Genomic DNA, 13,958 nt, shown 5'->3' with positions numbered 1-13,958 from the left:
ACCAAGACCGGGGAAATGAAGCCCCGCAAATTGGCTTTATTGTGGGGGCTAGCCGACCAAGGTGCAACTTTCCCAACCGAGGGGAAATACCATGACCCTAGTTCTGGCCTCAATTTTGTTAAGATATAGAGACAATTTAGCTGAGTAAATTTTTTACATTTACTTTATTCAATAGGTTAAATTTTATCTTCCTTTCCCATAAGTCTAATTGCTTAGAGGATAGGGTAAACATAGACGGTCAGAGTCATCAAAATTTTAAGGTTTGCCCTTGCAGCCATGGTTGCCAAAGGGATAAGCCAGGATTTTGATCGATTTTGCTGTTCCTAGTAATTTGTTCTTTCGGGTCTTGGGTTGTTGGTCGTTACAACGAGATCCTTCCCACCGCTTAATCCCCGCCGAGTCAAAACATGAACCCTAATCGATCCTTAGAAGATTTTCTCCGTAACGTCATCAATAAGTTCCACCGGGCTTTGACTTTACGGGAAACCCTCCAGGTAATTGTGGAAGAGGCTCGTATCTTTTTAGGAGTGGACCGGGTAAAAATTTACAAATTTGCCAGCGATGGCAGCGGGGAAGTGTTGGCAGAGGCAGTTAACAGAGCTGCTTTGCCATCCTTGTTGGGGCTACATTTTCCGGTGGAGGACATTCCGCCCCAGGCCAGGGAAGAGTTGGGTAACCAAAGGAAGATGATCGCCGTGGATGTGGCCCACCGTCGGAAAAAATCCCACGAGTTGTCCGGTCGCATTAGTCCGACGGAGCATAGTAATGGCCATTACACAACAGTGGATAGTTGTCATATTCAATATCTCCTTGCCATGGGGGTGTTATCCTCCCTAACGGTGCCCGTAATGCAGGATCAGCAACTGTGGGGCATTATGGCGGTACACCACAGTAAACCCCGGCGATTTACCGAGCAGGAGTGGGAAACCATGGCCCTGTTGAGCAAGGAAGTTTCCCTGGCCATTACCCAGTCCCAGTTAAGCCGGCAGGTACATCAGCAACAGGTACAGGAAGCGCTGGTACAAAGGCTAGAAACAACGGTGGCTCAGTATGGCGATCGTCCGGAAACCTGGCAGTATGCATTGGAAACAGTGGGGCAAGCCGTGGAAGCCGATGGAGCTGTGCTCTACATTGCCCCGGATTTAACCGGTTCTGTTGCCCAGCATTACCAATGGAACCTCAGATTTGACTGGGGCAATTGGCTGGAAACGTCCCTGTGGCAGGAGCTAATGCGGGGCCAACCTTCAGCAGCGATGGAGCCGATGGCCGCAGTACAGTCCACCTGGGAAAAACCTCGACCGTTCACCAGTGTGGCACCGCTACCTCCCACTAACTGTGTGCCCCATGGTTACACTTTGGGGGAATTAGAACAGCGCTCCGATTGGATTGCCCCGCCGGAATCCCTAAGCGCAGAAAATTTCCAATCTTTCCTGATTGTGCCCCTGGCGGCGGATCAGCAATGGGTGGGGAGCTTAATTCTGCTGCGGAAGGAGAAATCTTTGGTAAAACACTGGGCCGGGAAACGGGGCATTGACCGCCGCAATATTCTGCCCCGTCTTTCCTTCGAGGCTTGGGAAGAAACCCAAAAATTGGTGCCCACCTGGAATCGCTCAGAACGGAAATTAGCCCAAGTGGCCAGCACCCAACTGTACATGGCCATTACCCAACAGTTTGTGACTAGACTGATTACCCAGCAAACTGCCTACGATCCCCTGACCCAATTGCCCAATTGGATCATTTTTAATCGTCAACTCACCCTAGCTCTGTTGGATGCTCTCTATGAAGGGAAAATGGTGGGGGTTTTGGTTATTGCCATGGATAGATTTAAACGCATTAATGAAAGCTTTGGCCATAAAACCGGGGATGGTCTGTTGCAGGAAGTGGCCGATCGCCTCAATCAAAAACTTAGCCCCCTAGCGGCCTATAGCCCCCTTCTGTCCCGTTGGCATGGGGATGGCTTCACTATTTTGCTGACCCAAATTAGTGATAACCAGGAAATGATTCCCCTGTGTGAAAGACTGTTGAGCACCTTTCAAGAACCCTTTTTCCTCCAGGGCCAACCCATTTATCTCACCGCCAGTATGGGCATTAGCACCGCTCCCTACGATGGGGAAACGGCGGAATCTTTGCTGAAGTTTGCAGAAATTGCCCTCACTAGGGCGAAATGTCAGGGCAAAAACACTTACCAGTTTTACCGCCCCCAGGATTCAGCCCCCATGCTCGATCGCCTGACGTTGGAGTCAGACCTGCGGCAGGCCTTGACTAATCAAGAGTTTGTACTCTACTTCCAACCCCAGGTGGCCCTTGATACGGGTAAATTGTTAGGGGTAGAAGCCTTGGTGCGTTGGCAGCATCCCCGACTGGGGCAGGTGGCCCCCGATGTGTTTATTCCCCTAGCAGAGGAATTGGGGCTGATCAATCATTTAGGGCAATGGGTGCTGGAAACGGCCTGTGCTACCCACCAACATTTTTTCCGGGAAACGGGGCGTCGGCTACGCATGGCAGTAAATATCTCGGCCCGTCAATTCCAGGACGAAAAATGGCTTAATTCGGTGCTGGAATGTTTGAAACGCACAGGCATGCCGCCGGAGGACTTGGAACTCGAAATTACCGAAAGTTTGATGATGGAGGATATTAAAGGGACAGTGGTGCTGCTCCATCGTCTGCGGGAAGAGGGGGTACAGGTGGCGATCGACGACTTTGGCACCGGCTATTCTTCCCTCAGCATTCTCAAGCAATTGCCCATTCACCGCCTGAAAATTGATAAATCCTTTGTGAATGATTTGCTCAATGAGGGGGCAGACACCGCCATTATTCAGTACGTGATTGATTTGGCCAATGGTTTAAATCTGGAAACTGTGGCCGAAGGGATCGAATCGGAAGCCCAACTGCAACGTTTGCAGAAAATGGGTTGCCATCTGGGCCAGGGCTATTTCCTCACTAGGCCCCTTCCAGCAGAAGCGATGATGACCTATCTTTACTATCCACAGATTCTTGATTTTGGCCCCACTCCGCCCCTGCCCAAGGTTGCTCTGCCGGAAACAGAAACAGAGGCGGGCCAGGGTAATGTTGGCGATCGCCCCTTGCCCAATTCCCTCAATCGGGAAAATCCTTGGACAGAAAAACTGCACGATTACGTTTTGCTCAAGGAACGGTTGCAACAGCGCAATGTCAAGGAAAAATTAGTGTTGAAAATTGCCAATAAAATTCGCGCTTCCCTCAACATCAACGACATTTTGTACTCCACCGTCACCGAAGTGAGGCAATTCCTAAATACTGACCGGGTGGTGTTATTTAAATTTAATTCCCAGTGGTCGGGGCAGGTGGTGACGGAATCCCACAATGATTTTTGCCGATCAATTATTAACGATGAAATTGACGATCCCTGTTTTAAGGGCCATTATCTGCGGCTGTATCGAGAAGGTAGGGTGCGGGCTGTATCTGACATTGAAAAGGCTGACTTGGCGGACTGCCACAAGGAGTTACTGCGCCATTACCAGGTCAAAGCTAATTTGGTAGTGCCGGTGGTTTTCAATGAAAATCTTTGGGGTTTGCTCATTGCCCATGAATGCAAAACCCCCCGTTATTGGCAAGAAGAGGATCTGCAACTGTTGATGGAGTTGGCAACCCAGGTGGCGATCGCCATTCACCAGGGGGAACTGTATGAACAATTGGAAACGGCCAACATTCGGTTACAGCAAATTTCCTCCTTGGATGCCCTCACCCAAGTGGGTAACCGCTACTTATTTGATTCCACCCTGGAACGGGAATGGCAACGATTACAACGGATTAGGGAACCCTTAGCTCTGCTGCTTTGTGACGTGGATTTTTTCAAAGGTTTTAACGACAATTATGGTCATCCTGCTGGCGATCGATGTCTGAAAAAAATTGCCGATGCCATGGCCAAAGTTGCCAAAAGACCAACGGATTTAGTGGCTCGCTACGGGGGAGAAGAATTTGCTATTATTCTTTCCGAAACTAGCCTAGAAGGGGCAATCAATGTAACGGAAGCTCTCCAGGTGGAAGTGGCTAATTTGGCCATTCCCCACACGGTATCCGGCACGGGCCATGTCACCCTCAGCATTGGCATTGCCGTTTATACTCCCGAACGCCATATCAATCCCAACGCTCTGGTCAAAGCGGCGGATTTGGCGCTGTATGAAGCCAAAGCAAAAGGTCGCAACCAATGGCTGGCCTATGAAGGGTCCCAGTTGCCCCATGTTGATGGGGAAGTTTAGCCCGATCGCCTAACAATTAAGCGGTTTGAAGATTGATATCCCGCCTTTATTTTTCGATCAATCAAACAATAAAATTAATCCCTTCCCCTTGGGCCGCCTGCCAACTGCGGGCATCGTAATAAAGGTCAGCCAAAGTAATTGAATAGAGAGCTTTGACAAATTTTTGGTGTAGTTGTCGCCACACACTGAGGGTAACCCAATCCTCCGCCAAACTTTGGTCATCCCCATATTGGGGAAATGGTTCCAGGCTTTCTTCCAGGGCCGCTAATATTTGCCCCAGGGAAATTTGATCCGGGGCCTGGGCCAATTGATATCCTCCCCTCACCCCCCGATAGGCATTAACTATGCCCGCCCGTCGCAGGGTAATCAACAGTTTTTCCAGATAGGGCCCAGGGATATTCTGTCGCTCGGCGATCGCCTTCACCGAAGCAGGGCCGTAGTCCGGTTGTAGAGCTAAATCCAGTAAGGCTTTAACACTGTAATGGCTTTTTGTTGTCAACTTCATCCCTTTAGTATAGAAGCCATCCTTGCCCATCAACTATCCCATTAAATTAACTATTTATTTGAACAAACTAGATAATTATTCCAAGAAACGTGTAATATAAGCAGGGTAGCAAGGAGCAAAAGAGTCAACCATTCCTTCGACTAATCTTCCCTTGCTTACCAATTCTGATCAATCTCAATCACCGAAAACTTGAATGGCTAAATCAAACGCAACCAAGCCCCTAACTGGCGAAGCATTGCTCGAGAAAGTTAAAGAATTAGGCGATCTGCCCAAAGAAGAGAAAGCTAAAATCTGCGGTTATGTAACTTCCACAAAAAAAGGCCTGCCCCGGGTCAATATGATGAAGTTCTACAACGCCTTAATGGATGCCCAAGGCATTGATTTAGACAGTTCTGCTTCCGGTCAAGGTCGGGGTGGCCGCTCCGCTAGTTACCGCATTAGCGTGCAATCCAACGGCAATCTTCTCATTGGAGCCGCCTACACAAAAAAAATGAGCCTCAACGTGGGAGATGAATTTGAAATTACCCTCGGTCGCAAACACATTCACCTCAAACAGGTGGGGGCTGACGACGAAGAAGAGTAAGGCTAATTTGCTGGGACTAATGGGGATAAAATTTAAGGGGGACATCCTCCTACAATTCCCCATTGATCTATGGAATTTTGCCGGGACCAGGAATAAAAATTATTGCCCCCGGCCCTTCCGTAATAGGAAGGTCGAGCCTTTTTTGCCCTGTTGATTTCCTCATACCATGGAAATTGTTTGCAAAATACAACGACAACTAACTGATGGCGATCGCCATTGGCAGAATTATTATTTGGATGTTGATCCCCAAACCAGCATCCTAAATTGTTTAAATCAGATCAAATGGCAACAGGATGGCAGCTTGGCCTTCCGCAAGAATTGCCGTAATGCCATCTGTGGTAGCTGCGCCGTGAGGGTGAACGATCGCCCGGTGTTGGCCTGCAAAGAAAGTATTAAAAGCTTGGGCCAGTGGTTAGCCGAAAGTAACCAGGAAAATACCGGAGTTTTCACCATCAGTCCCCTGGGGAATTTACCCGTTATTAAAGACTTGGTGGTGGATATGGAGAAATTTTTTGCCGGGTTAGATGCGGTTTATCCCTATTTGATTAATAAGCACCAAGGGGAAAAAGGAGCAGAATTTTCCCAATCCCCAGAGCAGCGGGCTGCCCTCAACGATGTGAGCAATTGTGTTCTTTGTGGAGTTTGTTATTCCGACTGCGACGCCAAAAAGAAAAACGAAAATTTTGTCGGGCCCCATGCCCTAGCCAAAGCTAACCGTTTGATTTTAGATAATCGGGATATGGCCACTAAGGCCCGCCTCGAAGCCCTGGGCAAAGATAAACAGGGGGTGTGGGGATGCAACAACTGCCGCATGTGTAGTGATTCTTGCCCCACTGGGGTGGCTCCTCTGTCCCAGATTGAAGCCTTAAAAATTCGTTTATTTGACTTGATGGATCCCCTTTAAATTCCTAAATTTAAGTTTACTTAAACCATTATTCAGAAATTAGTTCTAGGGTTTCCGCCATTGTTAAATTGCCTTCACTGTGGAGCACAAAGGGCAACCCGGCTCCGGCCAGACCCTTTTGGATATGGTGGGGAGTTTGCTCAAAAATAATGAATAGGGGACAGATTTCCTCCGCCGCTTCACTAAACATATGTTTTTCCTGGGGGGGCATCAACCATTCATAGTCTTGGTCCAGATAAATTTGACTCCGACGCCAACGACTGAGTAGATCAGAAAAGTTTTCCTCTGGGCGGTGGATAAAGACCAAAATTTCCGAGCCTAATTTCACCTGCCATTCTGGGTCACACATCAAAATTGCCAGGTCACAGGGAATTACCTTGGCCAAGGGAGTGGTTTGTCGGCCCCCTTGGTCAGCATCGTTGAGGGGAAGATGGCGCAAACGGACAATGGGCAGGGGGATGGTGATAATGCTTCGTTCTGGCCGCCGCAAACTGGGTAGCTTTTCTAGGTAGGGTCGATGTTGGCGCAGTAGGGCGATCGCCCCTTCCCGATCGGTGAAATCTGCTAAGAGAGCATCGTAATCATTTTTTTTACCGGACACGGAATCAACACCTCCTGGTTAGAATCTCGGCTTACCCCATTTTAACGATGGCTAGTTCTCGCCTTGTTCGGTAGCAACGAAAACTATTTTTTGCTTAGCTTTGCAATGGGGGAAGTGGCAACGGCAACAAGGCAAAAGTTTCATGAAGCAAGGTTCTGTTTTTAGTTAGCTGGGTTACCATGGCGGAAACAGCATTGGAGAAATAAGACCATGTCTGACCACACCGCCCAGATTAATGACCTCTGCCAAGCTTTGGAAACCCTAGACCAAGCAGAAACGTTACAGGGGGCAGAATACCGGGAACAAGCCCAGGCTTTCTTGGCCAATTCCTCCGTCGCTCTAAGATTCAAAACGGCGATCGCCGACCTGTTGATGCAGGCCAATCAGCGTTTAGTGCTCAAAACCGTCCAAGGGGAAGATAGTTATTAATTTTGTCTGACTTTGAAACAATAAAAAACCATCTGGCAGAGTAACCAAATGGTCATAAAAAAAATATTTACCGGGTTTGGCTGGAAAGCTTAGCCCCTTTTTGGGGGGAGACAATGCTAATTAACTATGCCAATTAACTAGTTCTCCCAACCTAGGTGAGGCTAAAAACAATTACAAAGCCTAACACCGCCCCAAACACAATGAGGGCGTAGAATTGGGCCCGGCCATTTTCTAGATATTTCAAACCTTCCCCACTGACTAGGGTGACTAAACCAGTGAGGTTGACCGCTCCGTCAATGACCTTGTAGTCCACTTCCATAATCTGACGGGCCACTCGACGGGAACCCTGGACAAACAGCTTGTCGTAAAGGTCGTCAAAGTACCATTTGTTCAAGGACAGTTGGTACAAGGATGGAAACTTTTCTGCCAACACTTTGGGGTCAAATTTGTGTTGCCAATACATTAAGGAAGCCACGGTAATGCCAATTAAAGCAATGCCGATGGAATTTCCAGCCATGACGTAAAACTCGCCCCATTCAAATTCAGCGGCGTGTTCCACCACTTCCCCCGGCGCATGGATAAACGCTTCAAACTGGTTGGCCCAGGGCCGTCCCAACAGACCAATTAACACCGAAGGCACGGCTAGGGCCATGAGGGGAAACGTCATGGTCAAAGGGGATTCATGGGGTTCACTGCTGTGGCCATGGTCGTCGTGCCCGGCTTCATGGTCCAATTCCTTCACGTTCATGGCTCCTGGGCCAAAGTTGGGCAGTAAACCGTAGAACTGTAAAACCCCGTCTTTCGCTTCCTGGTCATTGCCCCGAAAACCCCCTTCAAAGGTCATGAAATACATCCGGAACATGTAAAAAGCAGTCATACCGGCGGTGGCCCAACCCACAAACCAGAGTAGGGGATTGGCCTGAAAAGCGAGGCCGAGAATTTCGTCCTTAGACCAGAAGCCCGCAAAGGGGGGAATACCGCAAATAGCTAAAGTTCCAATCAGGAAACAGGTGGCCGTGATGGGCATATATTTCCGCAATCCGCCCATAATGCGCATATCTTGGGCCAGGATTGGGTCGTGGCCCACCACCCCTTCCATACCGTGGATCACGGAGCCGGAACAGAGGAACAGCATGGCTTTGAAATAGGCGTGGGTCATCAGGTGAAATAGCCCAGCGGAATAGGCCCCAATGCCCATGGCCATCACCATATAGCCCAACTGGGAAATGGTGGAGTAAGCCAAACCTTTTTTAATGTCATTTTGGGTTAAAGCAATGGTGGCCCCCAAAAAGGCAGTGAAGCAACCGGTGAAGGCAATGGTATTCATCACCACTGGAATCGGTTCAAACACCGGATACATCCGGGCGACCAGGAATACCCCCGCCGCCACCATGGTAGCTGCATGGATCAAAGCAGAAATGGGGGTGGGACCTTCCATGGCGTCCGGTAGCCAGACATGGAGGGGAAATTGGGCCGATTTGGCCACAGGACCAAGGAAAACCAAAATGGCCAGAATGGCGGCGATCGCCCCGCTGAGGACTCCGGAGGATACTAAACCCTCCAGGCGTTCCCCAATGGTCCCGAAATCAAAACTGCCAGTGGCCCAATAAAGGCCAAGGATACCTAGTAATAAGCCAAAATCCCCCACCCGGTTGGTGACAAAGGCCTTTTGGCAAGCATCGGCAGCGGCTTTACGGTCATACCAAAAACCGATCAGCAGGTAGGAACACATCCCCACCAATTCCCAAAAGATATAAACCTGCACCAAATTGGGGCTAATTACCAACCCCAGCATGGAGGAAGCAAAAAGACTGAGATAGGCATAGAAACGCACATAACCCGGATCGTGGGCCATGTAGCCATCGGTGTAGATCATCACCAACAGGGCCACGGAGGTTACAATCACCAGCATCAAAGCACTGAGGTGATCGATCACATAACCCATTTCCAAATGGAAACTCCCCGCCGATGCCCATTCGATCATTTGGGCATAGCTGGCATGGCCTTGGATTTGATCCCAGAGCAAAGCCCCAGACATTACCAATGCAGCCCCCAAACAGGAAATGATGAAAACAGCGTTGATTTGCCGTAGTTTATTGGTTGCTTGATTGAAAGAAATGAGGCCAATGCCAACTACCGTTGCGCCAAATAGGGGCAGGACGGGAATTAGCCAGGCTAATTGATAGAGTAATTCCATCTTGAAACCTTGGTTAACGAAGTTGCCTATATGTTATTGATACCGCGTTCATTGTTGCACGGAGCGTTATTTTTGCCGCGTTTCGCTGTCAGGGGAAACTAGTTTTGGCCAAAAAAAGCTAGGTGGGGACTAATTCATTGGGGCGTAAACGGCTCCATTTGCCCATTTCTTGTAAAAAACTGTCGCAACCCACCACATCCCATTCCATTTCGATGCCATGGTCGGGGGTACGAATATTTACGTTGATAGAAGGGTTGACCGGATCAAAATCCGGGCGATCGCTCAAATGGGGTTGTTGATGTTGATGTTCCACTGCATGGTAGGTGATACAGCGGTCCACGTAATGGCAGTTCACACAAATACACATGGTAAACCTCAATTTTTGCCTATTTTTCGCTACTCTAGCTTAGACTTAGAGATTGTGCCTAAACTGCAAACTGTGCTGGGGTAACGGTTATTGATTATGCTTTGTCCTGTGAGCCACCTGGCTGATTTACGTCAACAGGTTCCCTTTGATCTGGCTCTACTTCCTCCCCAAGCCTGTTTGGTCGGTGGTGCAGTGCGGGATGCCCTTTTGGGGAGACGACGGGAATATTTGGATTGGGATTTTGTCGTGCCTAGTGGAGCCATTGAAACGGCTTCGGCGATCGCCAGTCGATACCGGGCGGGATTTGTGGTGTTGGATAAGGCTCGACACATTGCCAGGGTGGTATTTGCCCATGGCACAGTGGATTTTGCCCAACAGGAGGGCATGAGCTTGGAACAGGATCTGGCCCGGCGGGATTTCACCGTTAACGCCATCGCCTATAACTTCCAGCAAAACAAATTAATTGACCCCATGGCGGGGGTGGGGGATTTGCAACGGGGTCAACTGAAAATGGTGGCGGCCGTAAACCTGGCTGATGATCCTTTGCGGCTACTACGGGCTTACCGTCAGGCGGCCCAGCTACAATTCACCCTCGATCCTGACACAAGAACAGTTTTACGGGAATTAGCTCCCCGCATTAAAACGGTGGCCGCAGAACGGGTGCAAGCGGAATTTAACTATTTGCTGGGCAGCCCCCGGGGTAGTCAGTGGCTTTTGGCCGCTTGGCAAGATGGTATATTAGCTCACTGGTTCTCCCATGCTAACCTCAGTTCCCTCAATGCCATTGGTTGCATCGATTTGGCGATCGCCGCCATCAAAAACCAGTTAACCCTGGTGGAACGTCAACAATTTTTTCAAGCATTGGGGAAAAAGGGCATTGCCATTGCTAAGTTGGCCAGCCTAGTCTGTGCCGACGTGAAAATCGCCGAAGGGGAATTACAACGGTTGAAATATTCCCGCCACGAACTGCGCTCTGTGCAGGCAATTTTGCAGGGCTATCCCCAGTTAAGTTGTTTAGAAAATAGCCCCACGGTGCGACAACTGTACTTTTTCTTTGTCGAGTTGGGTAAATATCTACCCCATTTTGTCCTCTATGCCCTGGCCCACTGTCCCCATAATTACCACAGTTTTATCTTTGAACTGTTGACTCATTATCTGAATTCGGGCGATCGCCTAGCCCATCCCCAACCCTTAATTACCGGCAAGGATTTAATCGACAAGTTGCACATTAAACCTAGTCCTTTGATCGGCCAACTGCTAACGGAAATCAACATTGCCCACATCGAAGGAAAAATTAGTAATGAGCAGGAAGCTTTAGCCTATGCTCAAGAACTGGGAAAATCTTGAACCGGGGCAAATTTGAAGGATATTTTCCCCTAACGGAAAGCATCTTGATCCAAGACCATTACTTGGTCAAAGCGTAGAGGTCGAGAAAATAGATAACCTTGACCATAGTCACAACCGAGGGATTGCAAAATCTCCAATTGTGCTTGGGTTTCAATGCCTTCCGCCACCACTGTCATGCCCAGGGCGTGGGAGAGTTGCAAAATGGCAGAGCAAATACTTTCACTGTTTTGATTGGTGCCCAAGCCATCCACAAAGGATTTATCAATTTTTACCCGGTCAATTTTGTACTCATTCAGATATTGCAAGCTAGAATAACCCGTACCAAAATCGTCCAACACTAACGCAAAGCCTTGGGAACGACAGTTTTCAATCCAGGGGGCGGAACTTTCACCGCTAAAAAGGGTACGCTCGATGATTTCCAGTTTTACCTTATCGGGGGTTAACCCATAGTGGTCTACTTTTTCTAGTAGCCAGGGAACAAAATCTTCACTGTTGGTTTGCCGACCAACAATATTAAAACTCATCAACAAATGGGGGTTAAATTTTGTCTGGAAAGTTTTTAAATCTTTTAATCCTTGTTCAATTACCCATTGACCGATGGGAATGATTAGGTCTGTTGCCTCCGCCACTTCGATAAAACGATCAGGGCGGACAAAGCCCCGCTTAGGACTTTGCCAACGGATTAGAGCTTCAAATCCTTCGATGCGGAGGTCGTCCATGAAGACAATGGGCTGGTACACCAAATGGAATTGCTCTTTGGCGATCGCCTCTTTCATTTCCCCCTCTAAACGGATCATGTCCACTGCATCGGTGATGCGTTCTTTGAGGGAAAGTTTAGTTTTAGTTAGGGCCGCATCTAGGACCAAAGCTGGCTCAGTGGTGCCACGAAAATTATTGCTTTCAGAACGAAAATGGCCGATTACCACCAACAATAGTAGGCGCAAAATCGGGTCGGCCGTGTCGATGCGTTGGTTAACTTGATCGGGAGTAACCAGGGAAAGAATGCAATCCGTGAGGGCGGAAGCGGAAGCGGAACGAGGTTTGGCATCCACCAGGGCCAATTCCCCAAATAAACTGCCCGGTTGGAGCACATTCAGCACCCGGCGATCGCCATTGAGTTCTGTCCAGATTTCCACCTGCCCTTCCTCGATAATATAGGCAAAATTACCTTGATCTCCTTCACTGAAAATGGGATCACCGGCTCGGTAACGACGAGCGGTAAGTTGGGCATTGGAGGGATTCATGGCGGTGATGGGATTTTGCGATGAAATGGTGGGATTAATCAGCAATCAAGCTAAATTAACTCCTTCTGACGGTGCAATTGTCAAAAATTGTGACTGTTCCTCTGCCAAGTTAATATTCCTGGGCAAACAGGGGCTAAACTTGGAGGGCTTGTTGCTTTGCCCCCATGGTTGAAGGTTAACGGATTTAATCGGCGCCAAAGGCCCTAAACCCTAACACCTCCTTGATTGTATGACGCTCATCGACACCAACAGCCTCCATAATGCCGCCTTTGTGTTGGGAACAGTTCTCTTTGTTGGAATTCTAGTCTGGTCAGTGTGGTTCGCGTTCCACATGGATTGACGCCTCCATTCCCCAACGGCGGTGAACCGGAGGAGAGCTTTTCCCCTCTGTCCCATGCTTTGTCTATAGCTTGCCTTCGTTGGGAATTATTATCTTGGGGCTGAATCTTCCTCGGTTAAAGGCAAAAAGACTAACTGTTCAGTTTTCTCTCCCATGAGATAGTCGATCACCAATTCTCCGCTAGTCAAAATTTCATACTTCTGGGCATTAACTAAGGCTTGAATAAATTGCTGTTCCTGGGCCATTAAAGGTTCGGAGCAGGCCATCATGGTGGAAGCCATGCGTTCATCCACCGTCAAATTGTCCCCATCAATGGTGAATTGTCCCATCAACCGATTACAGCCCCCTGTCCCGGTCAGGCGATCGCCAAGGAATTGAAGTTGTGGTATGGCTCGGGAGTTTTCGTTAGCAATGGGTTCCACACCGGCCATGGTCACCAGTTCCCATTGACTGTTGTGGAGAGCGCTGTACTGATTGGCGGGAATGAAACTAATGCTACCCTGTTCCCCATCCTTTAGATACGTTAATGTCAGTTGCCCATCGTTCCCGATGCTATAGGACGTTACTTGGGGCAGAAGTTGTAAAAATCTTTGTTCCTGGGCCATCACCTCGGCGGTACAGGCTTTACGGGTTGTGGCCAGAGCTTGGTTAATGGTCAAGTTACCATCACCGCTGGTATAGGCACCATTAAAAGTATTGCAACCTGCTGTTCCCGTCAGGCGATCTCGCAGAGATCCGCTATGCGGTGCGCCCTTGAACTGCAAAGTAATCGGAGCACTGCCTGGCACTGGGGCGCTAGGCCAACCGCTAATATACCAAGTAGTACCTTGAAGGGATTGGGACTTGGAAGTTTCCATGGCTTGAACAGAATTGCTAGGAAAAAAGGGCTGGGCCTTACCCATAGCCAACGCAAATCCACCCATAATGGCGGCAAAAAACAAAGTCCGGGAAAAGTTCAGGCGCATGGTTGGAGTATTGCAATTAGCTAAAAAACAAGATATCTATACCCCCATGATTTTACCATTGGGAATTTCTTGCCTAGAATTGGGACGGAACAGTTTCCCAATTGTTTTTGCCTTTGCCATTAGAGGCTATTGCTGAAACCTTATTTTTCCCTGCAATGGTGAGCACTCCGAGCTAATCTCCCAAAACTTCTGCCAGGGAGGCTTTCCATGGCTAACCTTAAAGTCTGGTTAGCGGCCA

General features: G+C 48.8%; 11 protein-coding genes. 5 read left to right on the top strand and 6 right to left on the bottom strand.

The features are described 5' to 3' along the window. Window positions 1-407 precede the first annotated feature (407 nt). Complete coding sequence (locus C7I86_RS13495; RefSeq protein ID WP_010873764.1) at window positions 408-4,238, top strand: diguanylate cyclase domain-containing protein; 3,831 nt, start codon at window positions 408-410, stop codon at window positions 4,236-4,238. Between the two features lie 61 nt (window positions 4,239-4,299). Here C7I86_RS13495 and C7I86_RS13490 read toward each other — a convergent pair whose 3' ends face one another. Continuing rightward, window positions 4,300-4,773 carry an RrF2 family transcriptional regulator gene (locus tag C7I86_RS13490; RefSeq protein WP_010873763.1) on the bottom strand — a complete coding sequence of 158 codons (474 nt, stop codon included), beginning with the start codon at window positions 4,771-4,773 and terminating at the stop codon, window positions 4,300-4,302. Window positions 4,774-4,936: 163 nt separating this feature from the next. Between C7I86_RS13490 and C7I86_RS13485 the strand changes: the two genes are divergently transcribed. Further along, window positions 4,937-5,326 (top strand): AbrB family transcriptional regulator, encoded by a 390-nt coding sequence (locus C7I86_RS13485; RefSeq protein WP_010873762.1) that lies wholly within the window; start codon window positions 4,937-4,939, stop codon window positions 5,324-5,326. 166 nt (window positions 5,327-5,492) lie between these two features. Then, window positions 5,493-6,230: a succinate dehydrogenase iron-sulfur subunit gene (gene sdhB / locus C7I86_RS13480; protein ID WP_010873761.1), complete on the top strand. Its 738-nt coding sequence runs from the start codon at window positions 5,493-5,495 to the stop codon at window positions 6,228-6,230. Window positions 6,231-6,258: 28 nt separating this feature from the next. Here the strand turns inward: sdhB and C7I86_RS13475 are convergent, their stop codons facing one another. Then, window positions 6,259-6,831 (bottom strand): hypothetical protein, encoded by a 573-nt coding sequence (locus C7I86_RS13475; RefSeq protein WP_010873760.1) that lies wholly within the window; start codon window positions 6,829-6,831, stop codon window positions 6,259-6,261. Window positions 6,832-7,041: 210 nt separating this feature from the next. Here C7I86_RS13475 and C7I86_RS13470 point away from each other — a divergent pair, with 210 nt between their 5' ends. Beyond that, a complete protein-coding gene (locus C7I86_RS13470) occupies window positions 7,042-7,260 on the top strand; it encodes a hypothetical protein (RefSeq protein ID WP_010873759.1) in 219 nt (72 codons plus the stop codon). Between the two features lie 151 nt (window positions 7,261-7,411). Here the strand turns inward: C7I86_RS13470 and C7I86_RS13465 are convergent, their stop codons facing one another. Next, window positions 7,412-9,457, bottom strand: coding sequence for an NAD(P)H-quinone oxidoreductase subunit 5 (locus tag C7I86_RS13465; RefSeq protein ID WP_010873758.1), 2,046 nt, complete (start codon window positions 9,455-9,457; stop codon window positions 7,412-7,414). A gap of 118 nt (window positions 9,458-9,575) precedes the next feature. Continuing rightward, window positions 9,576-9,824 carry a Ycf34 family protein gene (locus C7I86_RS13460; RefSeq protein WP_010873757.1) on the bottom strand — a complete coding sequence of 83 codons (249 nt, stop codon included), beginning with the start codon at window positions 9,822-9,824 and terminating at the stop codon, window positions 9,576-9,578. A 96-nt stretch (window positions 9,825-9,920) separates the two neighbouring features. On the opposite strand from C7I86_RS13460, the gene C7I86_RS13455 reads away from it, so the two are divergent. Continuing rightward, entirely contained in the window at window positions 9,921-11,171 is a 1,251-nt protein-coding gene (locus tag C7I86_RS13455; RefSeq protein WP_010873756.1) for a CCA tRNA nucleotidyltransferase, read from the top strand. A 29-nt stretch (window positions 11,172-11,200) separates the two neighbouring features. On the opposite strand, the gene C7I86_RS13450 is transcribed toward C7I86_RS13455, so the two are convergent. Next, the gene (locus C7I86_RS13450) at window positions 11,201-12,415 is read right to left on the bottom strand and encodes an EAL domain-containing protein (protein ID WP_010873755.1); all 1,215 of its coding nucleotides are present in this window, start codon (window positions 12,413-12,415) and stop codon (window positions 11,201-11,203) included. A gap of 429 nt (window positions 12,416-12,844) precedes the next feature. Further along, entirely contained in the window at window positions 12,845-13,720 is an 876-nt protein-coding gene (locus C7I86_RS13440; protein WP_010873754.1) for an META domain-containing protein, read from the bottom strand. Window positions 13,721-13,958: the final 238 nt, after the last annotated feature.

This window comes from Synechocystis sp. IPPAS B-1465 (assembly GCF_003015225.1).
Classification (GTDB): Bacteria; Cyanobacteriota; Cyanobacteriia; order Cyanobacteriales; family Microcystaceae; genus Synechocystis.
The sequence above is the reverse complement of the archived record's forward strand: the minus strand, read 5'-3'. Positions and strand labels throughout refer to the sequence as shown.

What these genes read in the sequence shown, in the direction of transcription:
- C7I86_RS13440 (WP_010873754.1), bottom strand. Translation starts at nt 13,720, where the DNA reads ATGCGCCTGAACTTTTCCCGGACTTTGTTTTTTGCCGCCATTATGGGT.
- sdhB (WP_010873761.1), top strand. Translation starts at nt 5,493, where the DNA reads ATGGAAATTGTTTGCAAAATACAACGACAACTAACTGATGGCGATCGC.
- C7I86_RS13485 (WP_010873762.1), top strand. Translation starts at nt 4,937, where the DNA reads ATGGCTAAATCAAACGCAACCAAGCCCCTAACTGGCGAAGCATTGCTC.
- C7I86_RS13490 (WP_010873763.1), bottom strand. Translation starts at nt 4,773, where the DNA reads ATGGGCAAGGATGGCTTCTATACTAAAGGGATGAAGTTGACAACAAAA.
- C7I86_RS13450 (WP_010873755.1), bottom strand. Translation starts at nt 12,415, where the DNA reads ATGAATCCCTCCAATGCCCAACTTACCGCTCGTCGTTACCGAGCCGGT.
- C7I86_RS13470 (WP_010873759.1), top strand. Translation starts at nt 7,042, where the DNA reads ATGTCTGACCACACCGCCCAGATTAATGACCTCTGCCAAGCTTTGGAA.
- C7I86_RS13495 (WP_010873764.1), top strand. Translation starts at nt 408, where the DNA reads ATGAACCCTAATCGATCCTTAGAAGATTTTCTCCGTAACGTCATCAAT.
- C7I86_RS13465 (WP_010873758.1), bottom strand. Translation starts at nt 9,457, where the DNA reads ATGGAATTACTCTATCAATTAGCCTGGCTAATTCCCGTCCTGCCCCTA.
- C7I86_RS13460 (WP_010873757.1), bottom strand. Translation starts at nt 9,824, where the DNA reads ATGTGTATTTGTGTGAACTGCCATTACGTGGACCGCTGTATCACCTAC.
- C7I86_RS13455 (WP_010873756.1), top strand. Translation starts at nt 9,921, where the DNA reads ATGCTTTGTCCTGTGAGCCACCTGGCTGATTTACGTCAACAGGTTCCC.